Source organism: Arthrobacter sp. zg-Y1171 (assembly GCF_025244845.1).
Taxonomy (GTDB): Bacteria; Actinomycetota; Actinomycetes; order Actinomycetales; family Micrococcaceae; genus Arthrobacter_B.
The window spans coordinates 2872769-2896702 of record NZ_CP104264.1 but is presented as its reverse complement, the minus strand read 5'-3'; the positions used below and the strand labels follow the sequence as shown (position 1 = coordinate 2896702).

Below are 23934 nucleotides of genomic sequence, written 5' to 3'. Positions count from 1 at the left end.
CGGAGCTAGGAGGGCTGTCCCGGTTTCGGGAGGCGGGGAAGAACCAGCGCTCTTCCGGCGGTGATCAACGCCGGTTCGACGGCGGTGCCGTCCGCCACGTATCCGTGCACCATTGCGCCGTCCCGCAGCATCAGCAGCTGGTCCGCGAGCTGTCCGGCGTCCGCGGCGCCCAGCTGCTGCAGCCGTTCGGTGACGAGGGAATGCAGCCACGCGCGGTGCTCGGAAACAACCACCCGGACGGGATGGCCGGGGTCCGGATATTCCGCCGCCGCATTGATGAACGGGCAGCCGCGGAAGCCTGCGCTGCAGGCCTCGGAACCCATTGCTTCAGCGAACTGCAGCAGCCCGGTGCACGGATCCGGGTCCAGCTCCGCGGCCCGTGCCCGCATTGCCGCCGACTGCTCCCGCAGGTACGCGACCACGAGGTCATCCTTCGAGCGGAAGTAGCGGTAGAAGGTCACCTTCGTGGTGCCGGCAGCGGCAATGATCTTGTCGGCACTGACTGCCCGGATGCCCTCTCGGTAAAACAGGAGAGAGGCCTGTGCCAGGATGCGCTCCCGCACGGCTGTAGCTGCCATCATGGTTCCCCTGACTCCCTCACTTGCAGTAGACGTACTAGTTAGTCTACCTTGAGGTCTACCGACTTTTCCCCACAAAAGGAGTTCCCCATGAGCGCTTTGTACACTGCCGCCGCCACCGCCACCGGCGACGGCCGCAACGGTGAAGCCCGTACCAGCGACGGCAAGCTCGAGGTGAACCTGTCCACTCCGACCGAAATGGGCGGTTCCGGCGAAGGCACGAACCCGGAGCAGCTTTTTGCCGCCGGCTACGCCGCATGCTTCCTCTCCGCACTGAAGATGATTGCCCGTGCGGAAAAGGCACCCATCTCGGATGCCGCCGTAACGGCGGACGTCAGCATCTTCAAGAACGACGACGGCGGCTTCAAGCTGGGCGTTGAACTCCACGTGGAGATGTCCGGCGTCGACGAAGCCACTGCGGACAAGCTGACCCAGGCCGCCCACCAGGTCTGCCCCTACTCCAACGCCACCCGCGGCAACATCGACGTGAACCTGGACGTCACCGTCGGCTAAGCCGCACGGTTAAACAACGGCAGGTGCCGTCCCGGTCTGGGGCGGCACCTGCCGTTGTCTGCGGGGCCTACTTCTTGAGCGAAGCCGCAATCTGCTGCATCACTGTATTGTCCGCCAGCGTGCTCGAGTCGCCGGCTTCGCGGCCCTCGGCCACGTCCTTGAGCAGCCGGCGCATGATCTTGCCGCTGCGGGTCTTGGGCAGTTCGGGAACCACCAGGATGTGCCGCGGCTTGGCGATGGGTCCGATCTCCTTGCCCACGTGGTTGCGCAGGGTGGTGACAATGTCGTCGTCGTCCTTTGCGCTGCCGCGCAGGATAACGAAGGCAACCACGGCTTCTCCGGTGGTGTCGTCAGCAGCGCCGACGACGGCGGCTTCGGCCACCGAAGGGTGGCTGACCAGGGCGGACTCGATTTCCGTGGTGGAGAGCCGGTGCCCGGAGACATTCATAACGTCGTCCACGCGGCCGAGGAGCCAGATGTCGCCGTCTTCGTCCTTCTTGGCGCCGTCACCGGCGAAGTACATGTTGTCGAACCGGGACCAGTAGGTCTCCTTGAAGCGTTCCGGGTCACCCCAGATGCCGCGCAGCATGGACGGCCAGGGTTCCTTGACCACGAGGAAACCGCCGGACCCGTTGGGCACCGATTCGCCCATCTCATCCACCACGTCCACTGAAATGCCGGGGACGGCCACCTGGGCAGAGCCCGGTTTGGTGGCCGTGATGCCGGGCATCGGTGCGATCATGTGGGCGCCGGTTTCCGTCTGCCACCACGTGTCCACGATGGGGGCGGGGTGTTCCTTCTTGCCGCCGTTGGCGCCGATGACCTGCCGGTACCACATCCACGCTTCGGGGTTGATCGGTTCGCCCACGGAGCCCAGTACCCGGATGGAGTCGAGGTTGTACTTCTGCGGAATGTCCCGGCCCCACTTCATGCAGGTGCGGATGGCGGTGGGCGCGGTGTAGAGGATGGAGACCTTGTACTTCTCCACCAGCTCCCACCAGCGGCCCTGGTGCGGGGTATCCGGGGTGCCTTCGTAAATCAGCTGCGTGGCTCCGTTGATCAGCGGGGCGTAGGCGACGTAGCTGTGGCCGGTAACCCAGCCGATGTCCGCGGTGCACCAGTACACGTCCGTTTCGGGGTGCAGGTCAAAGGTGTTCAGGTGCGTAAAGGCAGTCTGGGTGAGGAACCCGCCGGTGGTGTGCAGGATGCCCTTGGGCTTTCCCGTGGTTCCCGAGGTGTAGAGGATGAACAACGGATGCTCGGAGTCGTGGGCTACGGGGGTGTGCTCGGCGCTCGCAGTGTCCACGACGTCGTGCCACCAGCGGTCCAGGCCGTCGTTCCACTCCACGGGCTCGCCGTTGCGGCGGACCACCAGCACGTTTTCGACGGTATGGCCGTCCTTGGCGAGGGCTTCGTCCACGGCGGGCTTGAGTGCGCTGGGCTTGCCGCGGCGGTAGGAGCCGTCCGCCGTGACCACAAGCTTCGCCTCGGCGTCATCGATCCGGCTGCGCAGGGCGTCGGCGGAGAAACCGCCGAAGACCACCGAGTGCACGGCGCCGATCCGGGCGCAGGCCAGCATGGTGATAACCGCTTCGGGGATCATCGGCAGGTACACTGCTACGCGGTCGCCCTTGGCGACACCCAGGGATTCGAACGCATTCGCCGCCTTCTTGACCTCTTCGGTCAGCTGCGCATAGGTGTAAGTGCGCGTATCCCCGGGTTCGCCCTCGAAGTAAATGGCCACCCGGTCTCCGCGGCCTTCTTCGACGTGCCGGTCCAGGGCGTTGTACGCCGCGTTGAGCTTGCCGCCGACAAACCATTTGGCGAACGGAGCATCAGTCCAGTCCAGCGCCTGGGTGAAATCCTGTTCCCAAGAGAGAATGCTCCGCGCCTGCCGCGCCCAGAATTCGGGACCCTCGGCTGCCGCCTCCTCGTACAGCGAGGGCCGGGCCACTGCGGATGCTGCAAATTCGGCACTCGGCGGGAAGCTCCGGCTCTCATGCAGCAGGTTCTCGAAGGCGTCTCCGTGCTTCTTTGCAGGGGACTGATCAGACATGGTTGAACCCTTTCACTTCGCTGAAAATCCATCACTAGGGGAATCGTGCATGGCTGCAAACCACCCTATCCCCGGATTCACGCCACTGTGTCCGCGCTCACATAATCTGTTACAAAACGGCGCGATTATGCGGTGAGCGGTATGTCACTCCGCCGGGACGCGCCGCCCCCGCGCTAGTCTGCCTCGCCGTCGTTGATTAGGCTGTCTGAAGGAAGCAACCGCCTACGTACCGTAGATGCGCACCTCCAGTTCTTGTCCGCACCCCGTGCGGACAAGGGGCAGGGGGGTCGTGAATGGAGATCAGTATGAACAACCCCCCTGTTGAGAACGAGGCCCGCACCACGGCCGGATCTTCGGAAACCGGCGGACACCCCTCCGCGACGGACAAGGGCCTGCAGGCACATCCGGCCGCCACGGACCAGGAAGCCCTCGTTGGGCCCTTCGGGCTTCGGGACACCGTTGTAGGCGCCTCGGTCCTGGTGATGCTCGTGGGCAGCATCCTGCCGTTCTTCACGGTGACCCGCCTCGGGTTTGAAGAGGACTTCAACCTTTGGAATGCGTTTTCCCTGTTCTTCATCGGCATTGGCATCCTGCTGCCGCTGCTGGTAGCCGGACTGTTTGCCGGCCGCCGCCTCGCGCCCAAGATGAAGCCCCGCGTCGGATCGCTTTCCCTGGACCAGTTCGCCTCCGTGGCAGCTGTGCTGGCCCTGGCGTTCTTCTTCATCCAGACGGTGACCGACTTCAGCGTCGGCGCGATGGTCGCGCTGGTCGGTTCCCTGGGCCTGGTGGTGTCCACCACCCTGGCGCCGCACCTTCCCTTCTTTGCCCGGGAATTCCGTAACCGCCCCGAGTCTGCTGCCGCGCTGACTGCCCGCGACGCTTTGCCGCTGCGTCCGCGTCCGGCCCGCCCGAAGCCCGAAGCGAAGCCGGAGACGGAGAACGCCGCCGGCGCCCGCCGTTTCACCAACCCGCTGCGCCGCAACGAGGACACCCGCACCACCGTGCATGACGCGCCGAGCCAGGGCGGCTCCGAACTTTCCGCTCCGGGCGGCACCGCCGTCGTCGGAACCTCCACCGCCGGGGCGGCAGCGGCCGCTCCCGCCACCTCCGCGCACGCTGCCTCCGCCCCCTCGACGCAGGTTTCCCCTGCCACGGCATCCCCGGCTACGCAGGCGCAGCCCGCTGCCGCTCCGGCCGCCGGAATGCAGGCCGAGGAGCCCATGGCCGCCACTACCGTGAATCCGGTGGTCCGCGACGCCGGAACCCCCGAAACGTCCGCAGCAGGGGCACACGAAGCCGAAGCCGGCAACGCGGAACCCATTACCGCTACCCGTGACGAGTCCGAGGCAGTGGTCGAGGCGTTCTGGTTCGCCGTGGGGACCCCCCGCCAGATTGTCGACGAGCGCACCGGCCTGCCGCTGTTTATGTTCCACCCGGGTGACTGGGAACTGGGCCTGGAAGACCGCGGCGACGAATTCCTTGTCCAGGACAAGCGCACCGGACGCATCGGCGTGCTGCGCGACCTCAGCAACATTGAGCGCGTCGACGCCGACCAGTAGGCCGTTCGGGCCATCAGCAGTATCCAACCGTCAGTAGAAGGACACCCAGCAGTGGCAAAGGCAACCGGCAGCGATCCGTCCCTCCTCGCTTTGAAGCGGAGGGCACGGCGGATCAACCGGATGCTCGGCGAGGTTTATCCCTACGCCGTGGCCGAGCTGGACTTCACCAACGCGTTTGAGCTGCTGGTGGCCACTGTGCTTTCGGCGCAGACCACGGACATCCGGGTCAATGCCGTCACGCCCATCCTCTTCGCCCGGTACCCCGACGCCAAGGCGATGGCGGAGGCCGACGAGGAGACGCTGCAGGAGATAATCCGGCCCACCGGATTCTTCCGTGCGAAAGCGGCCAGCGTGAAAGCTTTGTCCACCCGGCTGGTCGACGAGTTCGACGGCGAAGTGCCGGACCGGCTCGAGGACCTGGTCACCCTGCCCGGCGTCGGCCGGAAGACCGCCAACGTGGTGCTTGGCAACGCTTTCGGCGTTCCGGGAATCACGGTGGACACCCACTTCGGGCGCCTGTCCCGCCGGTTCGGCTGGACCACTGCCACGGACCCGGTGAAGGTGGAAGAAGACGTTGCGGCGCTGTTCGAGCCGAAGGACTGGACCCCGCTTTCCAACCGGGTGGTGTTCCACGGCCGGCGGGTCTGCCACGCCAGGAAACCCGCCTGCGGCGCCTGCGCCGTCGCCCAGCTCTGCCCCTCCTACGGTGAAGGCGAGACGGACCCCGAGAAGGCACGCAAACTGCTCAAGTATGAGCTGGCCCCCGGCCGCGAGGAACTGCACGCCCGGATGATGGCCGCCGAAACCCGGGCCCAGCTGCGGGCCGCCGGCTTCGGCCTGGAAGCATGAGCGCCTACGCCGATCTGCGGGCGCTGGGTGTCTCCGCAGCGGCCCGCACCACCTACTTCGACGCGAACCTGGAGCTGATGCGCCGCAGCGTGGATCCGGCCACGGCCCGCCGTGCCGCCGTGCTGATTCTCTTCGGCAACCTGGATGACAAGCCCTCGGACTTCCGCTCCGCCGGGGTCCCCGCCGAACTCGATGTCCTGCTGATCGAGCGGGCAGCCACACTCAACGACCACCCCGGTCAGGTGGCCTTTCCCGGCGGCTCCCTGGATGCCGGCGACGCCGGCCCGGAAGCCGCAGCCCTGCGCGAAGCCCGGGAGGAAACGGGACTGGACCCCGACGGCGTCACGGTCCTCGGGACCCTGCCGGAGGTGGGGCTGCCCGTCAGCAACTTCCTGGTCACCCCGGTGCTGGGCTGGTGGGACCGGCCCACGCCGGTGGACGTGGTGGACTACGGAGAGTCCGCATCGGTGTTCCGCGTACCGGTGGCCGACCTGCTCAATCCGGAAAACCGGCGGACCGCCGTCATCACGAACGGCTCGCGGACGTACCGTTCGCCGGCCTTCCGCGTGAACGGGGTGCTGGTGTGGGGCTTCACCGGCATCATCCTCAACGCCGTGCTGGATGAACTGGGCTGGACCCTGCCCTGGGATGAGGGCCGGGACATCGTTCCGGCTCTCTAGTCGGCACTGCTACTTGGCGTCCGCGTAGGAGTCCACGGCAACTGCAACCACCGGGAACTCCAGCGGAATCGGCCCGAACAGCAGCCGTGTGGCCGCCGATGCTGCCTCCGTCACCAGCGCGCTGACCTCCTCGACCCGTTCGGCGGGGACCTGGAGCATCACCTCGTCATGCAGGAAAAAGACCAGTTCCCCGGCGGGGGAGGACGAGGACGCCGCCCGCAGCCGCCGTCGTATCTCCGCCAGCCAGCACAGCGCCCATTCCGCCGCCGTCGCCTGGACCACGAAGTTGCGGGTGAACCGGCCCTGGGCGCGGGCGAGTGAATCGGCGCGGCGCTGCTCCTCGGCGCTGGTGCTTTGCTGGGCGCGGAGCCAGCGTTCCGAAACAGGCGGCGAAGTGCGGCCCAGATGGCTGCTCACCACCTGCCCGGCCTCACCTGCCCGGGCGCCGCGTTCCACCACGGCGATGGCCTGCGGGTAGGCGCGGGTCAGCACCGGCATCAGCCGGCCCGATTCCCCGCTGGTGGCACCGTACATGGCCCCGAGCATTGCCATCTTGGCCTTGGCCCGGTCGCCGTCGAAACTGCGGTCGGCGATGCCCTGGTAGAGGTCCTTGCCGCGGGCCGCTGTCGCCAGTGCATTGTCCTGCCCCAGGGCAGCGAGGACCCGGGGTTCCAGCTGCGCGGCGTCGGCCACGATGAGCCGGTGGCCGGGGTCCGGGCGAACGGCGTCCCGCACGGTCTTGGGAATCTGCAGCGCCCCGCCGCCGCGCGAGGCCCAGCGCCCGGACACCACGCCACCCACCACGTACTCGGGCCGGAAGCGGCCGCCGTCCACCCAGGCATCCAGCCAGGCCCACCCGTTGGCGGTCAGGAGCCGGGACAGCTTTTTGTACTGCAGCAGCGGCTCGATGGCGGGATGGTCCTGCTGCTGGAGCTCCCAGGAGCGGGTGCTGTGCACCTCGATCCCGGCGCGGTGCAGGGCACGCAGCAGCTCCTGCGGGGAGTCCGGGTTGAAGCCGGGGTTGCCCAGCAGCCGGCGCAGCTCCGCGGCGAGCTGTTCGAGCTTTTCGGGGCGCTGGCCCTCCGGGGGCCGGGGGCCGAGGGTGTCCCGGAGCATGGCTTCGTGGATCTCCCGGCGCCACGGGATGCCGGAGTTTTCCATTTCCACGGCAATCAGGCCGCCGGTGGACTCCGCGACGGCCAGCAGGTTCAGTTTCGCCGGGGACGCGGCACGCGCGATCGCATCCAGTTGGTCCGCCAGCTCGGCGGCGAGCTCTGCAGCGGTGGCCTGCTGCGGTCCGGCCGCCGCTCCGGCGGGGGCATCGAGGGTATCGAAGATGGAGGTCTGGTCGGGGGAATGCTGGACCGGGAGCAGCTGGCGGGGTGCCGGGTCTGGAGCCTCTTCCGCGGCGCGCAGTTTTTCGATGTAGGGAGTGGAGGGCACCGACTCGGCGAACCGCAGGATCCCGCGGACCAGCGCGAGGTCGTGGCAGCGCTCCACCGTGAGTCCGGCATCCAGCAGCCGGAAATAGACTGCGCGGGCGGATTCCCAGACCCAGCGGACCGGCTGTCGTTCATAGTGCCGCACCGCGGCGGCCAGCCGGTCCCGGGTAATGACGACGGCGGGCGCGGAGGGAACGCCGGCGTCGTCGGTTTCCTGCAGGGTCCAGGTCTCGTCCTTCGCCTGGGCAGCGCCGGTGCCGGGTGCGAGGACGATGTACATGCTTCTATTCTCACCCGGAACCGGCAGCACCGTGCTTAGCTGCTTCGGGCGGGGGAACCTGCGGTGCGGCGATAGGGGAGACTGGAAGCTCACCAACTCTCAGGGCGGAACCACTTGATCACTCTTCAGCAGGACAATGACGGCTTTATTCGGATGGACCGGCATTTCCCGGCGTCCGCCTCCATCGCGGTCCGCTTCAGCGACGGAACCAGCGAAGTGCTCACCGGCGCCCGGCTGAATCAGGCGTACGACGACGCCGTGGCCGTTTTCCGCGCAAAGAACCATCTGGATGCCAAGGGTTTCTCCCGTGTGCCGAAGAAGGTTTTCCCCGGCGCCAACAAGATCAATGTCGTTCCGGTGCAGCCCGGGATGGGCGACTAGCTCAAACTCACGCCGATTCCACGGTGCGGGCGCCCAGGTGCCCGGTGACGAGCCTCAGCAGTTCGGGCACCACCGCGGGGGAGAAGTAGTGGCCCATACCGGGGATCGTGGCCAGCCGTGAGCCGGGTATGGCGGCCACCGTCGCGGCGCCCCCGCTGGGATGCACAATCGGATCCCGGTCGCCGTGGATGACAAGTGTCGGTACCCGGATTCCGGCCAGGGCCCCGGTGCGGTCGCCGGAGGCATTGATGGCGCCGAGCTGCCGGGCCCGGGCCGTCCCGCCGTCCGGATAGGCTCCGCGGTCCCAGGCCTGGCCGGCCAGTTCGGCTTCCGTCGCCGGATCCGCCGGGTGGGTCCACCCGGAAAGATGACGCATCATGGCCACGCGTGCCCGGATGAACTCTTCGCGGGTCCGCGGCGGCCGTGCCGCGAACCGGCGCTTGGTGGAGAAAGCTGCGGCACCCACGTCCCGGGCTCCCGTGGTGGAGATGACGGAGGTCAGGGTCAGGACGCGGTCCGGGTGATGGGCAGCCACGGACTGGGCGATCATGCCGCCCAGCGACATCCCCACCACATGGGCCTTGCCCACCTGCAGGTGCTCGAGCAGCCCCGCGACGTCGTCGGCCATGTCCTCAATCCGGTAGGCGCCGGGCATCGGCCGGGCGAGTGCCTGATGCAGGAGGGTGGGGGTGGGGGTGTCCATTCGGCCGGAGCGTCCGACGTCCCGGTTATCCGACCGGATGACGCGGTAACCGGCAGCGGTCAGGCCCTGCACGAATTCCGCCGGCCACGCCGCCAGGTCCAGTCCGAGGCCGGACAAAAGGACCACCGGCTCGCCGTCGTCGGGCCCCTCGATCCGGTAACACAGCCGCAGCCCGGACTCGAGCGTGACGAACCGGTCCTCCGCCGAATTGTCGGCGCCGCCGGCATCGCCGCTGAAGTGCAGGTACTCGTCCGCCAGCGCGCCTTTCTGCAGGTCCCTTCGGTCGGCCAGGAAGTTCATGGTCATCAGCCAGGGAGCCTGGTCGCCCTGCCGGGGCAGGGACGACAGGCTGCGCTGGACATACCCGGCGCCAAAGTCCAGCAGCGGCCGGGTGGGCATGCCCGGCGGCGCCACGGGGACGGCCGATGTGTAGCCGTGCCGGTCCATGGAACTGAGCAGCCGCGAGAACCACTGCGTCAGCAGCCCGACCTTCAGCGTCCAGGAAGCGTTGGTGTAACCGATGGCGAAGGCCATGTTCGGGATGCCGCTGAGCATCACTCCGCGGTAGGCAACGTGCTCGGCCAGGTTTACCCGCACGCCGTCGAGCCTCAGTTCCATACCGCCCAGCACCTGGACGGTGAATCCGGTGGCGGTCACCACGACGTCGGCCGCCACTTCCTCTCCGGAAGCCAGCCTGAGGCCGCGCTCGGTAAACCCGGTGGTCCGGCCGGTCACCACGGTCGTGTTGCCGCTGCGCAGGGCGGTGAAGAAATCGCCGTCCGGCACCGCGCACAGCCGCTGGTCCCACGGCCGGTACGGCGGGTTCAGGTGCTTATCCAGCTCAAAACCTTCCGGTACATTACGGGACTGGATACCGCGGATGAGCTTCCGGGCAAGGTTCGGCCAGCGCTGGCAGAACAGCCAGATGGCCCGCTGGCGGCGGGCACTGACCTCGGCCATGATCCGGCCGGTGCGTTCGGGCCCGACGACGCCGCGCAGCCGCCGGGCCAGCGGATCCTCCGCCGGGACGGGAAGGATATAGGTAGGCGTGCGCTGGACCATCGTCACGCTGGCGCCCATCTCCGCCAGCGCCGGAACCAGGGTGACGGCCGTAGCGCCGCTGCCAAGGACCGCAATCCGTTTCCCTGCAACGTCCAGGTTTCCGGGCCAGTGCTGCGGATGCACCACCGGTCCGGCGAATAGTTCCCGGTCGGCGAGCTCCGGTGCGTAGCCCTCCCCGTAGCGGTAGTAGCCGGCAGCGTTGAAGATCCAGCCGGCGGTGAGCTGCCGGATCTCCCCGGTCCCCACCGGTTCGGCCGGGACAAGGTCGGGGCCGGCTTCCGGCGTCCGCGTGCGCTCGACCGTGACGGTCCAGTGCGCGTCCCGGCTGGACCAATCCGCGGAGAGCACGCGGTGGTGGTAGCGGATCAGGGAATCCACGCCGTATTCGGCGGCGGTCTCTTTGAGGTAGTGCAGGATGCTCGGGCCGTCGGCAATGGCTTTCTCTTCACGCCACGGACGGAAGTCATAGCCGAAGGTGTAGAGGTCCGAGTCGGAGCGGATTCCGGGGTACCGGAAGAGGTCCCAGGTGCCGCCTGCGCGGCCGCGGGTCTCCAAGAGGGCGACGGAACGCCCCGGATGGTCCATGCGCATGCGGCAGGCCGCGCCGATGCCGCTCAGGCCGGCGCCGATGATCAGCACGTCCAGGTGTTCCATATCGGTTTCCATGACTCCCTGCTTCCTTCGCCGGCACGCCGCTGTGCCGGATTGTCGGTGCCGAACCGTTGCTGAACCGTTCCTGCTGCAATGTCCGCTCCCGGTTAGCGCCGACCCTATCGGATTCCTCCGACGGTAGCTGATGCAGCCGGAGGCGGCCGGACCTTTCCTCCACAACCTTCTTGCCGGCAGCAGTTTCTCAGGATGCCTCGGCCGGCAGATACACCAGGCCGGTCCTCGGTGCGACGGTGAGGCGCATGGACATGGAACGAGGTGCGCCGGGCACCGGCCGGACACGCACCCGACGGCTGCCGGAAACACGGCCCGGCCGCAGGCTGCCGGGCACGGCTGGCAGGGACGCCGTCGTCGCTGTGCTCGTAGCCGGGGATCAGGCTCTGCAGGATGAAGTGGCCCGGGCCGCTGCGGCTGCCGGCGTGGAGATTCCCGTGGCTCCGGATATCCCAGAGGCGATGGCCTTGGTGCCGGATGTGCTGCTGCTGGGCACCGGGCACCTCCGGTTCCTGGCCGAACAAGGAGGGCCGGGTCGCGCGCTCGCCGCTGCGGGAGCCGGTTCGGCAGGAACGGGGAAGCCCGAGGTCATTGTGGTCAGCCTGGCGGAGGACTCCAGCGTCTGGGATGCGGCTGCGGGAAGTTCCGCGGGCCGGGTCGCGGTCCTCCCCGCAGCGGCCGGCTGGCTCGCGGGCTTTCTCGGCAGACGGCGCAGCCTCGCCGGAGGTACGGTCCTGGGGGTTTTGGGCGGCGGGGGAACCGGTGCCTCCACCGTGGCGTGCTGGTTGAGTGCCAATGCAGCTGAGATCGGCCACTCGGTGCTGTTGCTGGAGGGGGATCCCTGGGGAGCCGGCTTGGAGTGGGCTTTGGGGGCCGCCGATCTGGAGGGGATCCGCTGGCCGGATTTGGAGGGGCTAAGCGGCAGCCTGAATCCCGTGCAGCTCGCGGCCGGGTTACCGGCGCTCGCCGGCTTTTCGCTTTTGGGCAGGGGGACAGGGTTCCCTCCGGCTGATGAGGCTGTTGCCGCGGCGGTCATGGACGCAGCGCGGAGCGGATATCAGCTGACCATCGTTGATCTGGGCCGGACCGTCGGCGCAGCGTCGCTGCTGCGTTTCTGCGACCAGGTGCTGTTGGCGGTGCCGGGCCGGACCGGTGGGGTCCTGGGGGCGCAGGCATTGCTGCCGTACCTCCGGGAGGTGCCGGCCCATGTAGTGGTGCGCGGGCCGCTTGGAAACGGATTGGACGAAGTCCTGGTGGCCGAAGCCCTGGGGTTGCCGCTGTCCGGTTACCTGCCCTTCCAACGGGGAACCGGCGGGGAGTACGGCCAGGCGCTGGCGGGTGCGGGACGCCGGCGGATCAAGCGCGTATCGCAGCGGATTCTGGCGACGGTGTTGTCCGGGCCGGTTGGGGCAGCGCCGTGAGTATGTCCGGCGCCGGCAGCGGGGGAGTTCACCGCCCACGGCGTGGCCAGCCGCCTGGCCAGCCGCTTGGCCCGGATCCGCTGTTGGCACGGGTGCGGGACCGGATGCTGGCACGCTCCGAACCGGTGACCGGAGCACGGCTCGCGGCAGCGGTGCAGGCCAGCGGGCAGCTCCTGGGCTCCGAGGGGACACTGCACGCGGTGGACCGCATGCGCGCCGAGCTGCAGGGCCTGGGCCCGCTTCAGCCGCTGGCATTGCTTCCCGGCGTCAGCGACATCCTGGTGAACGGTCCGGACCGGGTCTGGGTGGATGCCGGCCGCGGCTTGGAACTTACGGCCATCCGGTTTGCCTCGGACTCGGAGGTGCAGGCACTTGCCACGCGCCTGGTGGCGGCCGGGGGTCGGCGGCTGGACGATTCCTGTCCCTGCGTCGATGTCCAGCTGCAGGGTTACCGTGTGCATGCAGTGCTCCGCCCGGTTTCCACCGGGGCTACGCTCCTCTCGGTCCGTATTCACCGGAGCCGGTCTTTCACCCTGGCGGAACTGACACGCGGCGGAACCCTGGACCGGGAGTGTGAAGCCCTGCTCCGCGCCATTGTCCGCCGACGCTTGAACTTTCTCGTCAGCGGAGCCACCGGGACCGGGAAAACGACGCTTCTCTCCACGTTGCTTTCCCTCAGTGGACCGCAGGAACGGCTGGTGCTGGTGGAGGACGCAGCGGAACTGGAACCGGACCATCCCCATGTGGTGGGCCTGCAGAGCCGGCACGGAAATGTGGAGGGCAGCGGGGTATTGGATCAGGCCGAACTGGTGCGGCAGGCCCTGCGCATGCGGCCGGACCGTCTCGTGGTGGGGGAGTGCAGGGGAGCCGAGGTCCGGGAACTCCTGGCAGCGCTGAACACCGGCCACGACGGAGCCGGCGGAACCATTCACGCCAACTCTGCCGCGGGAGTGCCTGCCCGGTTGGTGGCATTGGGTGCACTTGCCGGTATGGCGCCGGAAGCAGTGGCACTGCAGGCGGCAGCAGCGCTGGACGTGGTGGTCCATCTGCACCGGTCGGCCGGCACCCGCACTATTGCCGAGATTGCGGTCCTGGTGATCGCCGACGGAAAACTGACTGCCGTTCCGGCCCTGGTCCTCAGCGGAGGGGAATACCGGCGCGGCAGCGGGTGGTCCGAGCTCGAACAGCGGCTGGAGGTACGGGCAGCCGCTGAAAACGGTGCCGGATCCGTGCCGGCGGGCAGTTAGTGTCGGCGTGGCAGGGCTGACCGTCGCGGTACTCCTCGCCACGGCAGCGGCCCTGACACTCGGGGCTCCGCCACGCCGGCCGCCGGTTGCCCGCCGCAGGTCTGCGCGCGTAGCGGACGGCCTTCTTCTCCGGCGGCGCCGTCGCCCTCGCCCAAAACTCGACGGTGATGCCCCGGCGCTGCTGGTGCGGGAACTGGCGGGGCTGCTGTCGGCGGGACGCTCAACCCATCGGATCTGGGCGGACGCAGCCACACTGTACGAAGCCCCGGCTTCAGCGGAGACCCCCGTTCACCCCTTTTCCCCGGTGCTGCAGGCGGCCGCGGCGTCGGCAGCGCTGGGTCTTAGTCCGGTGCCGGTGCTTGCCGCCGCGGAGCGGGCAGGCAGCCGGGAAACCGATCCGGCACTGCAGCAGCTGTGGTCCGGTTTGGCGCTCTGCCTACGCGTATCGGAGCGGAGCGGTGCCCCGCTGGCCGCGGTGCTCAGCCGGTATGCCGGGCAACTGGAAGCCGCCCGTGATGCCGCCTCGGACCGGGAAGCGGCAATGGCCGGCCCGCGTGCCACTATGCGGCTCCTGACCTGGCTGCCGGGCGGCGGGATCCTCCTGGGCTACCTGCTGGGTGGCAACCCGCTGCAGATCCTGACGGCGACGCCGCCGGGGTGGCTTGCGGCTGCAGCCGGAACCGGGTTCTGGCTGGCAGGGCGTCTGTGGTCTTCACGGCTGGTGCGGAACGCCCAGGCGCCGGTGCAGGGCAATTCCGGATGACCGGCCTGCTGGTGTTCGCGCTCCTTTCGACGGCCGCCCTGCTCCTGACCGGATCCGAGGAGCGTCCGCGGCAGCAGCACCTCCGGCAGAGGATCGAACCCGGGTCGGAGGGCAGCACCGGCGATCCCGCCCTGATGCTGGATTTGATTGCGGCGATGTTGGAAGCGGGACAACCGCTGCCCTCGGCGTTGGCCATCCTGCGTGACGGCGTGGATCCGGCTACGTCCCGGGATCTTGACCGGCTCCTGCAGGCACTGGACCTCGGAATTCCCTGGGATGCCGCGTGGCAGTTGTCCGCCGGTTCCGCCTCCGCCGGAGCGCAGCCAGCGGGTGGCGAACGGGTATCCCGGGTCAGCGGAATGCCAGCCTCGGCACTCGCGGCACTCGGTCCGGCGCTGCGCTTCACAGCCGTTACGGGGGCACCGTCAGCTGCTGTGCTTCATTCCCAGGCGGACGCCCTTCGGCGGCGCCGGCAGACGGAGAGCAGGCGGCGCGCAGCGGCGCTCGGGGTTCGTCTGGTGATGCCGCTGGGGCTGTGTTCGCTGCCCGCGTTTGTGGCTTTGACCGTGGTGCCGCTGCTGATGTCCCTGCTGCCAGGGTGGAAATAACCAGTTTCGGCAGGACTGGTTTCACCTGTTTGTTCCTCCACAGCCCACCGCCGGACCGGGGTTGTCCCCATCGGCGTCCGGGCTGCAACCGTCGGCCGGCGGCCGGAGGCAGGCTCGAAGTTCAGACCCTTTCAGCAGGAGGAAAGACACATGCCACACAGCACCAGATCCGTTGCCGCACCATCCCAGGCCGCTGCCCGCTCCGAAATGGATGGGGGAGGGCAGGACAGACGGCAGGCCTGCCCGAACCCGGGATCGGACGGCAGCAACGGGGTGTACAGCCTGTCCGGGCGCACTGCCGCGGATGCTCCCCGCCTGACACTGGTGAAGCCGCTGCCGGCGACGCAGGAACCGGTGGATCCGTCGTGGGATGACCGAGAGGCCGGCATGGCCACCGCCGAATATGCCATTGCCACGCTCGCCGCCGTGCACCCAACAAAACATACTTGATCTCGGGTTGACGGACAGTTTTCCTAGCATCCCGTAACCGCGTAACAACGGATAGAGCGTGATCCAAGTCCGTAACCCGAGGTTTGCTAATCGATGAACCTGCAGCAAATCAACGGCGATGGCATTTTTTAAGTGGACTTATACACGCCTCCGCGCGTCACAATTGAATGACACTTGGGAGCTATCTATGATCGCATTCTGTTGCTCTAAAGCTTCAGGAAGTAAACAAAGAAAGCATTCCCCAGGAAAACGGAGAGTTGCGAAGTGTCGGGAAATCTCGTTCCAACTATGATCACGCGCCCTCTCCCTTGGGCGGCAAGCATGGGTTCTGAAGTTCGTTGGGACCCCATGTCCTCCCGATACGTACCGGCCGATTACCCGATGATATTTTTTGACTCCCATCAGAAGGTCGGGACGTACCTGCATGACATCGACACTGCATATAATCGGCTCGTTGACGATAACCGCCGGGCAGGTCACCAGCCCCCGCTAACTCTTGGAATTTCCTCTTTTTATTCCCAGTATGAAGTTGCGTTACCTGTCTTCGGCCTCATCCGGAGCCTCGACTATGAAGGCATCACACTTCAGCGGGTTGGTGTCGGGAAAAGCCCCACAGAGCTGCCAATCATCCAGCCCAACGGTCAGGACGGACCCGCTCTGATTGTGGGTTCACGCTATGAAATGTGCATCTCGTACGACCGAAGAGAAGTCCTCCCCCCAATACTTCCCGGGTCGAGCACGCCCGTCCGGCGGCTTCGCGGGTACGACTTCAAACTCACACTTTTCGGCCACCAGGCAAAACTGCAGACATCGTGCTTGGTATTTAGCTCGGAGACAAAAGGATCATATGGTCAAGACCAACCAGATCCAGGATTGCCGCCACTCCCACTGATCGACAACGCTCAGTATTCGTTTGATTCCCTTATCCAGAATCCCCGAGTCATTGGTGAAGCGCTTGAAAGTGCCGTTGGGCCTCTCATTGCCGCCTACTGGGATCACGGCAGTCTCCGAGTGGTCAGGGAACTCGGAGCCATCTACATGGACCTGGCAATGACGTTCGAGCCACGCTACCTGAGCCCAGACCAATTCTTGGACTTCTTTGTTGCCGCGATGGCGATGGAGCGTTGGGCGAATAAGGAGCGTTAGGCTCGGCAGAGACATTTCCACTCATGCTGGCGGTCAAGTCCGCTTTTAGGGCGCCATCGAAAGCTGGTGGATTCGCTCGCACATTCCAGTGATTCACGCGTCTCCTGAGACTCGACATCGCCTGCCAGGATCGCCGGCAATGAGATAGACCGTTCCAATGCAGCAAACGCGTTGGTCACGGAGATCAGTTCCCGTTGAGCCCGTGCTTCCTCGTATCCATTGCGTGCTTGAAGTGGCTTTCAGCCGCGTCGATCACCGGGGCCGGGGTGGTGGGGTCAAAAACCCTCATCAGTGAGTAGCGGAAGCTCGTTGGGTCGCAGCTGCGAAGCTCCACATTGCCACCGTGACCATTTGTCGCGTATGCGCTCCAGCGCTGACGGATGCTCTCCGCCCCGTCGGCTTTGCCCACGTAGTGCCGGCCGTCGCGTGTGTCAGTAATGAGGTAGACGCCTACGACTGACGACAGGGCCGTGCGCCAGGACGCGTACCGATGCTCGCGCATTACCGCCTGGAGTTGGGCGTGGTCCAGGACGAGGCGGTCAAAGCCGGGGAATGGCACCGGCTGGGCGTCGGCAATTTCCATGACCGGGTAGCCGGCAGCCGTGGGACCGTTAAGCCGCCAGGTCCGCGGAGACCTCCAGCCGATGACAAGGCGGTTCCTAAGGTCGGCCAGATGTTCGGTAAAAACCAGGTCAAACGTTCGCCGAACGCCATCGTTCGAGATCTGGCCCCGGTTCTGTACCACGGCCCACAGCCGGGCCCGATCACCGCCCTCACGAACGAATACCACCCAGACATGTGGCGGTATAACGGGGAAGGTCCGCGGATTCACTGACTGCTGGCTCGTGTAGGCGAGGATCTCGTCGTCGGTGGAATCGGCGTGGATACCTCTGAGGCCGGTGTCACCGTGCTCGCGCACGAAGGCATGACGTATCACTTGGGTATCGGCCGGGTCGATGCCGGCGCTTAGCAGGATTGGTTCGAGCGTCAGCGTCATGACCTCGACCCTAGCTGTTGAGCAATCCTGAAAGGACGGCGCCTCACCGTCAGCCGGGGAGCAGGAGACCAAGCGGAGAGCAGCAAATCGTTTCTTACTCTCCACCTTTGATCCCGGAAATTCGGGGCAGTTGACCCATGGGAGAGCAAGGAGAGCAAGAAAAGGAAGGCTCTACCATCAAATGCGTGCGTGGCCGTCTAACACCGTGCCCGCGATGACACGCACACACGCACTTGTTGCTGCCGGATGCCGTGTGGGCCTGCTCTCCCGCTCTCCGGGCGCCCCATTCTGGGCTCCCTGACAGCAGATGGGAGGGAGAGCGAAACGGAGAGCACCCGCTCGTCGCCGTCCATGGCTCTCCACCGGACGGGCAAACGAGCCTGCGTACCCGGACGGCCGGGTGTTGCAGGAGTGGTTACTCGCCGCGGGCGTCTTCAAGTTCTGCAATGCGCCGACGCGTCGCGGACATCGAATCCTGCGCCTGCTGAGCTTCCTCCTCGGCTTGGCTCAGCTGCCATTGATGCAGGCTGAGGTCTCGCCGAAGTTCGTCTATTTCTTCATCGATGGCGTCCTTGTCCCGGAGTAGGGAAGTGAGCGGCATCTGGAGCACGTCGGCGATCGCGACGGCCTCATCAAGCCTGATGGCCCGTTCGTGCTTCTCTGCCCGGGCAACAGCGCTGGGATCCATGCTGCGTCCGATCAAGTCAGTGATGCGCGCAGCAAGCGCTGCCTGTGACAGGCCCGCCCGCTGCCGCTCCTCGGAGAGCCTCCGGGCAAATGTCTCCGTTGCGGCCGTCATGTGCTACATCCTCTCTTCTGACTTGTGGCTAGTACATGATTATCGCTATACATTGCGATAATCACATTCTATCGTTATCGTTGAGGCACGACAGGTCGCGATAACGCTACAGTCCACACACCAATCTTCTTTGGGTGGCGGTGACCTCCGATTCCCGGAACGACGGACGCATGGGACCCCATTGAGAGGTCCTAATGTCCCCTTCGACCGTATGCCTCCCGCAGACTCTGCGTCTGTCCAGCGGAGACGACCCGCTTCTCGCCCTTCGCGCCGCTCATGAGCGCGGCTGGCCGAAACCGCACACACTCCGCAAGTACGTCCATGCCGGCCGCCTTCCCGCTGTCCGGATCGGAAAGCAGTTCATGGTCAGGGAATCTGATCTCGAGCGGCTGATAACGCCAGTGGACGTCGCCGACTCAAGCCCTCGAATCCAGGGGTCTTCCACGGACGACCTTACCGATCTCGCCGCCCTTGCGGCTCATATGGTCACGTCCTGGCCACGTCTGAGTGAACAGCGCAAGGCCGAGCTAAGCAGGCTCCTTGCCTCCGCCTGAAACAAAACAAGAGCCCCGCCGAAGCGGAGCTCTTGCAGACAATTCTTAGACAATTCGGCCCGACGGCAGTTCGCACCTGCCCCAGGCCCCGGAGGAAACAAGGTCCTCATGAACACTATAGACGATGTCCCGGAACTCACTAGATCCGATTTTGCGGGCGACGGAGCAGCAGCAAAACTCCCCGGTAATCCGGCGTGCCATCCAGCATTGGCTCCTGAGCACGCCCGGGAGCTTCACGAAAGCGCCATCCCTGATTCAATTGCGGTCGCCCAGGGAGTCCACAGTGCCTACGAACGTGGTGAACTCCCGTCTTGGGCCCAATGGATTGTCGATATCCACGGGGACGCTGTATTTCCATGTCTGGTCTACCCCATGGCAGATCCCGACGGTTCAGTGACAGGTCAGGTAAAACCGGCTCCAGGGAGCGTGACCGACAGGGACGGTGAGGTCCTCAAATACGTCTCGCCGGGCAGCGCACACAATCCACCGCGACTGCCTGTTCTGCGCGCAAAGCAGAACCCGGAAGTGGTTCTTATCGTGGAGGGCGTCAAGCAAGCGCTGGCAGCTCTCGCTTGGGCCCCGGAAACCTGGTCGATCTACCGCATCACAGGCATCTGGTCCTGGCGTGTCGCCGGCGACGACGATGACCAGGGGACCCCGACGCCGCATCTGGCCATTGTCCAGGGCTGCGATGTCATTATCGTGCCGGACACTGACGCGAAAACCAACATCCGCGTCTTCGACGGTGCGGCCGCGCTTGGCGAAGCCTGCAAGGCGTACGCCGCCTCGAGCGTGAAGTTCGCCCGAATCCCCGGTGTGGGCAAGGATGGCCTGGACGACCTGCTCGCACGGCTCGCAGACGGTGAAGCCCGGCGGGACATGCTGGTGTCGTTGATCACAAGGGCACAGAATAAACCTGCAGACCTGGATAAGCGGGAACAGCAGAAAATGCGGAGAGCACTGCAAGAAAAGCGTGCAGCCGCTCGTTCCGGTTCCCCCTTGACGTCGCCTGACGAACGAACCTCAGTCAACGTCGGAGGAGACCAGCGGCAGGCTTCACTCGAGCTTCTCAAGGCTCTGGTCGATCGTTCCGGTGGGGTGCGTGTCTTCCAACGCAACCAGGAGCTCGTACGCGTCCGGCGTGCGAAGGATGCCAAAGGAGGTGACGGGCCGCTGCACGTGACCCCGCTTGACCGGCGAGGTCTCCGGCGCGAACTGCTGGATGTCAGCTATCCGTACAGTGAAGGAGCGAAAGGGCAGGTGCCGGCGGGGCTTTCGGATAATCTCATCGATGTTGTCGCCGATCACTACGACGTGCTCCCGTACCTCGCCGGCGTTACCCGCTCCCCCCTCGTACTCGCCGAGGGCACAGTTCTCACTGACTCCGGATATCACGCCAAGAGCGGTGTGTACCTTGATCTCACGCCCGATGTTCAGGGTATTGGAGTGCCTGACCACCCGACCGATGCTGACATATCAGCAGCGGTCTCACTGCTTCGCGACGATCTCTTCGCGATGGACGGCGCCAACGGTTATGACGGATGGGCGTTTGCTTCTGAGGCGGACCAGACGCACGCGATCGCAGGTCTCATCACTCCGGTTATCCGCGCTTCCGTCACGAAAGTGCCGATGCTCGTGCTTGACGGAATCCACCGTGGCGTGGGCAAGGGCGGCTGTCTGGATGTGATACATCGGATTGCCTTCGGAGCTCCTGCGCCGATCCAAACCGCCCCGAAGTCCGACGAGGAGATGGACAAGCGAATCACGGCCAAGCTTCGGGCCAGCGCCGACACTATCTGTCTTGACGAGGTGCAGGATGACGCTGGCTCCCGGTTGCTCTCGAACTCGCTCGGGGCAGCGTTAACGTCTGAGGTTTACGAGGGGCGAAAGCTTGGATCGTCGGAGATGCTCAGCCTGCCTCAGACAGCCAGCTGGTACGCCTTGGGGAACAACGTCGAGATTCCTGGTGACATGGCTCGGCGCATCTATACCTGCAGAATGGCCTCCGACCGGGACGATCTGGAAACGCGAGACAACTTTCGTCACGACCTCGAAACCTGGGTGCCGGGTCACCGCTCGGAGCTGCTGCGCGCCGTGCTGGTTCTTGTCCGGGCTTGGTATGACAGGGGGTGCCCAGCGGCCCCGCGTGCATTCGGGTTCAAATCTTTCACGGAATGGCAACGGGTCGTCGGCGGAATCCTTCACCTTGCCGGCATCCGTGGGTTCCTCTCAACTGTCCTTGAGGTTCGTGAAAGTGCGGACAGCGAGGCCGTCGACAACGCAGAACACTGGGAGTGGGTTGAATCGCTCTTCCCCGCCGGAACTCGATTCGGAGCTCCTGAAGTCCTGGCTCAGGCGAGGGCCCAGACAGACCCGCCGCCGCCCTATGGCAAATCCTGGGATGAGATGGACGCACGCAAGCTCTCGATGTACTACGGACAGCACCCGAAATGGTACGCCGGCCTTCGTATCGTCCAGACCGGCAAACTGCATGGCAGGGGAAAAGCCTATGTTGTTGAACGGCAGGCGGGCGTTGCGACGTTGAATGGCTCTCACCGGAACGCCTCAGGGGCCGCCGGACCGCGTCCGGCGGCGGGTGCCGCTCCTGGAGAGCTCATCGAGCTCACGGGACGTGGCGGTTTCAAACAGCAGGTCGCCCGAGCGATGCCGCCCATGACCGGCAGGACCATCTCAGAGCTTGGCGGTGATGCTTCATGAGTATCCTCTACCTGAACCTCGGAACCGCGGATGCCGATCGTATCTGGGACTATGGACCTGGCTTTGTCCGCCTCGCGGGTGTTGGTGTCGGCGGATCGGAGGTGGTCACCACTACCGACATCCGATCGGTAGTCGAGATGATTCTGCAGGCTGACCTTGTGGTCGGGCACGACTTGCTCGCCTTCGGCTTGCCCGCGCTGGAGCGATACCACGGACTCGATCTCGCACGCCTTGTACGGGAGCGCCGGGTGATGGACACACTTCTTGCCGCACGGCAGAACGATCCGCCGCTGTCAGGCAAAGCCGATGCCCGGCGGTACAACCTTGCTGCCCTGTGCCGGCGCGTACTTGGCGCCGCCAAGGTTCCCGACGACTCTGAATCGATGCTCAGGGTGCTCGCCCGCCAGTTCGGTGGCTACGACAGGATCCCCGTCGGTCACCCTGAGTACGTGAGGTACCTCGTCCGGGACGTCGAACTGGTTCGCGAGCTCGCCCAGTACCTTGCCGTTGATGAGTACATTTGGCGGGAGCATGAAGTGATGTGGCGGCTGGGGCACATCAGCAAGCAGGGTTGGCGGGTCGATGCCGACCGTGTCCAGGCAGTACTCATGGCTCAGGAGGAGCGAGTGAGCCTGCACAAGGAGCGCCTCCATCACGTCTACGGACTGCCTCTAGAAGGCGCGAAGCCGCAGGCAACGTCTGCGGGAAAGGAAGCCCTTATCCAGGCCTTTACGGACCTCGGAGTCAGGCCCCCTCGGACTCCGAAGGGCAACCTGGCTACCGGTAAAGACACGCTGGAAGCGCTTGAAGCGGAGCATCCCGACAACACTGGCTTGCTCGAACTGTGCAGCGTTCTGCGTGCCTCGAACGGTGAACGTTCGTCAGCTCAGACGATCTTTCAGCACACCGGCCCCGACGGACGCGTCCATCCGCGTGTCACGGCCTCACAAGCGTTCGGTCGATTCTCTGTCACCAAGCCCGGACTCACGGTCCAAGGCAAGCGAGACCGCGGAAACCTACTGGAGCGGTCGCTGCTTTTGCCTGACGAAGGACATGTGCTCATCACAGCCGACCTGGCACAAATCGATGCCCGGGCTATTGCGATGCATGCCCAGGACCCAGGCTATATCGCTGCAGTCGCACCCGGCGCTGACCTGCACGACGAGATGGCTGCGGCTGTCTTCGGCGAGGATGGCTGGGGCCGCGGGGCGGGCCATCACCCCCGGCGTGGCGATGCCAAAGCGATCACACACGCGACGTCGTACGGGATGGGCGCAACGGGGCTGGCGGCCTATGCCGGCATCCCAGTCGACGAGGCTCAGCGGCAACTAGCCACGCTGGACGCTCAGTTTCCCCGGCTGGCCACCTTCAAGTCAGCGATCCGGAATCAAGCCCGGGGGCAGATCCTTGTGAACGCATACGGCCGTCGGATGCGCGTGCATCCCGGCCGGGAATATACACAAGGGCCAGCCGCGATGGGCCAAGGTACCGCCCGCGACCTTATGACCGAGGGAATACTGCGTCTCCCTGAGTGGCTGCTGCCGTGCCTGCGGGCGATCATCCATGACGAGCTTGTGCTTTCAGTCCCCGAAAACCGGGTTGAGGAGGCAGAAAATGCGGTGCTTAATGCCCTGCAGTTCTCCCACCAGGTTGCGCCGGGGGCGACGCCCGTACCCGTCCTCGCAGCGAAGGGCGCGCGAGGGCGTGACTGGGCTGACTGCTACCGCAGGGAAAAGCCCGGCTGGCCCGAGGTGGCCCGTGATCACCGCGAGCTAATAACGTGCAGCGACAGGCGCTGCTCGTGGCACACCGCCGACAACATCACCGACACCAACACCGAGGAGATCCCAGCATGACGATCAATAACCGACCCGAGGAAGAGCAACACCGGCTGAACAACCACATGCGCCGCAAGGACGTGCTGGAGGGGGTCCTTTTTCAATCGCTCCACGCCGAACCAGCAAGCGAAGAGCAAGTGAAGCGGTTCCTTGCGGCTGCTCCGCCCGAGGTTTTCGTTCTGCTGGACGGTTTGGTACCGCAGCCCTCGCCGGCGGGCATCCATAACGAAGCCCTGCACGAGAACAGAGTTGTGCAGGGCTTCGTCGCTACGGTCATGGCGCACAGGAAACGTAACTGGATGGGTACCCAGTGAGTGCGGCCAACGCGCGCACGGGTCTTTCGTGTGTCTGCCGGGTTGGACCCGTCACTTCCAGAGCAGGCATTCGTTCCAGGTTCAAGTCCCAACTCGCCCGCATACTTGCGATGTCGGGCGGTATTCTCGGCCTGAGTAGGTCCGCGAGGCTTCCTAAGACCCCGGCTGGATCTGGGCCACCCTTAGGAAGAAACACGCCGCTGTGACCTTTGGACGCCCTAGCATGGGTTTTCCAGTCGAGGTTGGATGTCCACGAGGTCTGCTAATGGACAACCAAACGCCGTCTGTGCGGCACCGTCCAGCTCAGTTCGGA

Annotated in this window: 21 protein-coding genes; 15 read left to right on the top strand and 6 right to left on the bottom strand. The window is 65.7% G+C overall.

Annotation, left to right across the window (positions count from 1 at the left end; all coding sequences use genetic code 11):
- Positions 1-5: 5 nt before the first annotated feature.
- Positions 6-581, bottom strand: a complete 576-nt coding sequence (locus N2L00_RS13560; RefSeq protein WP_255862519.1) for a TetR/AcrR family transcriptional regulator — start codon at positions 579-581, stop codon at positions 6-8.
- A gap of 87 nt (positions 582-668) precedes the next feature.
- Here N2L00_RS13560 and N2L00_RS13555 point away from each other — a divergent pair, with 87 nt between their 5' ends.
- A complete protein-coding gene (locus tag N2L00_RS13555) occupies positions 669-1091 on the top strand; it encodes an organic hydroperoxide resistance protein (RefSeq protein ID WP_255862520.1) in 423 nt (140 codons plus the stop codon).
- Between the two features lie 67 nt (positions 1092-1158).
- On the opposite strand, the gene acs is transcribed toward N2L00_RS13555, so the two are convergent.
- Entirely contained in the window at positions 1159-3147 is a 1989-nt protein-coding gene (gene acs, locus N2L00_RS13550) for an acetate--CoA ligase (protein ID WP_255862521.1), read from the bottom strand.
- A 305-nt stretch (positions 3148-3452) separates the two neighbouring features.
- Here acs and N2L00_RS13545 point away from each other — a divergent pair, with 305 nt between their 5' ends.
- From N2L00_RS13545 to N2L00_RS13535, 3 genes are read left to right on the top strand one after another with little or no spacing between them, the layout of a single operon-like run.
- On the top strand, positions 3453-4706 hold the full coding sequence (locus N2L00_RS13545) for a hypothetical protein (RefSeq protein WP_255862522.1): 1254 nt from the start codon (positions 3453-3455) through the stop codon (positions 4704-4706).
- A 51-nt stretch (positions 4707-4757) separates the two neighbouring features.
- Positions 4758-5555, top strand: a complete 798-nt coding sequence (gene nth, locus N2L00_RS13540) for an endonuclease III (RefSeq protein ID WP_255862523.1) — start codon at positions 4758-4760, stop codon at positions 5553-5555.
- Positions 5552-6235 (top strand): CoA pyrophosphatase, encoded by a 684-nt coding sequence (locus N2L00_RS13535; protein ID WP_370646932.1) that lies wholly within the window; start codon positions 5552-5554, stop codon positions 6233-6235. The genes nth and N2L00_RS13535 overlap by 4 nt, the downstream gene beginning before the upstream one ends.
- 9 nt (positions 6236-6244) lie before the next feature.
- On the opposite strand, the gene N2L00_RS13530 is transcribed toward N2L00_RS13535, so the two are convergent.
- The gene (locus tag N2L00_RS13530) at positions 6245-7957 is read right to left on the bottom strand and encodes a bifunctional 3'-5' exonuclease/DNA polymerase (protein ID WP_255862524.1); all 1713 of its coding nucleotides are present in this window, start codon (positions 7955-7957) and stop codon (positions 6245-6247) included.
- 114 nt (positions 7958-8071) lie between these two features.
- Here N2L00_RS13530 and N2L00_RS13525 point away from each other — a divergent pair, with 114 nt between their 5' ends.
- A complete protein-coding gene (locus tag N2L00_RS13525) occupies positions 8072-8338 on the top strand; it encodes a hypothetical protein (RefSeq protein ID WP_227919136.1) in 267 nt (88 codons plus the stop codon).
- A gap of 7 nt (positions 8339-8345) precedes the next feature.
- Here the strand turns inward: N2L00_RS13525 and N2L00_RS13520 are convergent, their stop codons facing one another.
- Complete coding sequence (locus tag N2L00_RS13520) at positions 8346-10769, bottom strand: alpha/beta fold hydrolase (protein WP_255862525.1); 2424 nt, start codon at positions 10767-10769, stop codon at positions 8346-8348.
- A 245-nt stretch (positions 10770-11014) separates the two neighbouring features.
- Between N2L00_RS13520 and ssd the strand changes: the two genes are divergently transcribed.
- The 6 genes from ssd (at position 11015) to N2L00_RS13490 (ending at position 16401) form a co-directional block, all read left to right on the top strand.
- Positions 11015-12187 (top strand): septum site-determining protein Ssd, encoded by a 1173-nt coding sequence (gene ssd / locus N2L00_RS13515; protein WP_255862526.1) that lies wholly within the window; start codon positions 11015-11017, stop codon positions 12185-12187.
- A 2-nt stretch (positions 12188-12189) separates the two neighbouring features.
- The gene (locus N2L00_RS13510; protein ID WP_257794876.1) at positions 12190-13434 is read left to right on the top strand and encodes a TadA family conjugal transfer-associated ATPase; all 1245 of its coding nucleotides are present in this window, start codon (positions 12190-12192) and stop codon (positions 13432-13434) included.
- 7 nt (positions 13435-13441) lie between these two features.
- The gene (locus N2L00_RS13505; protein WP_255862528.1) at positions 13442-14197 is read left to right on the top strand and encodes a type II secretion system F family protein; all 756 of its coding nucleotides are present in this window, start codon (positions 13442-13444) and stop codon (positions 14195-14197) included.
- Positions 14194-14805 (top strand): type II secretion system F family protein, encoded by a 612-nt coding sequence (locus N2L00_RS13500; RefSeq protein WP_255765049.1) that lies wholly within the window; start codon positions 14194-14196, stop codon positions 14803-14805. Before N2L00_RS13505 ends, N2L00_RS13500 begins: the two co-directional genes overlap by 4 nt.
- 150 nt (positions 14806-14955) lie before the next feature.
- On the top strand, positions 14956-15255 hold the full coding sequence (locus N2L00_RS13495) for a DUF4244 domain-containing protein (RefSeq protein WP_255862529.1): 300 nt from the start codon (positions 14956-14958) through the stop codon (positions 15253-15255).
- A 321-nt stretch (positions 15256-15576) separates the two neighbouring features.
- Positions 15577-16401 carry a hypothetical protein gene (locus tag N2L00_RS13490; RefSeq protein ID WP_255862530.1) on the top strand — a complete coding sequence of 275 codons (825 nt, stop codon included), beginning with the start codon at positions 15577-15579 and terminating at the stop codon, positions 16399-16401.
- Between the two features lie 184 nt (positions 16402-16585).
- On the opposite strand, the gene N2L00_RS13485 is transcribed toward N2L00_RS13490, so the two are convergent.
- Complete coding sequence (locus N2L00_RS13485; protein WP_255862531.1) at positions 16586-17398, bottom strand: GIY-YIG nuclease family protein; 813 nt, start codon at positions 17396-17398, stop codon at positions 16586-16588.
- A gap of 415 nt (positions 17399-17813) precedes the next feature.
- Positions 17814-18197, bottom strand: a complete 384-nt coding sequence (locus N2L00_RS13480) for a helix-turn-helix domain-containing protein (protein ID WP_255862532.1) — start codon at positions 18195-18197, stop codon at positions 17814-17816.
- Between the two features lie 194 nt (positions 18198-18391).
- On the opposite strand from N2L00_RS13480, the gene N2L00_RS16230 reads away from it, so the two are divergent.
- The 4 genes from N2L00_RS16230 (at position 18392) to N2L00_RS13465 (ending at position 23621) form a co-directional block, all read left to right on the top strand.
- Positions 18392-18751, top strand: coding sequence for a helix-turn-helix domain-containing protein (locus N2L00_RS16230; RefSeq protein WP_374676598.1), 360 nt, complete (start codon positions 18392-18394; stop codon positions 18749-18751).
- Positions 18752-18859: 108 nt separating this feature from the next.
- Positions 18860-21469 (top strand): DUF3854 domain-containing protein, encoded by a 2610-nt coding sequence (locus N2L00_RS13475; RefSeq protein ID WP_260554359.1) that lies wholly within the window; start codon positions 18860-18862, stop codon positions 21467-21469.
- Positions 21466-23325, top strand: a complete 1860-nt coding sequence (locus tag N2L00_RS13470) for a DNA polymerase (RefSeq protein ID WP_255862534.1) — start codon at positions 21466-21468, stop codon at positions 23323-23325. The genes N2L00_RS13475 and N2L00_RS13470 overlap by 4 nt, the downstream gene beginning before the upstream one ends.
- The gene (locus tag N2L00_RS13465) at positions 23322-23621 is read left to right on the top strand and encodes a hypothetical protein (protein ID WP_255862535.1); all 300 of its coding nucleotides are present in this window, start codon (positions 23322-23324) and stop codon (positions 23619-23621) included. Before N2L00_RS13470 ends, N2L00_RS13465 begins: the two co-directional genes overlap by 4 nt.
- Positions 23622-23934 lie beyond the last annotated feature (313 nt).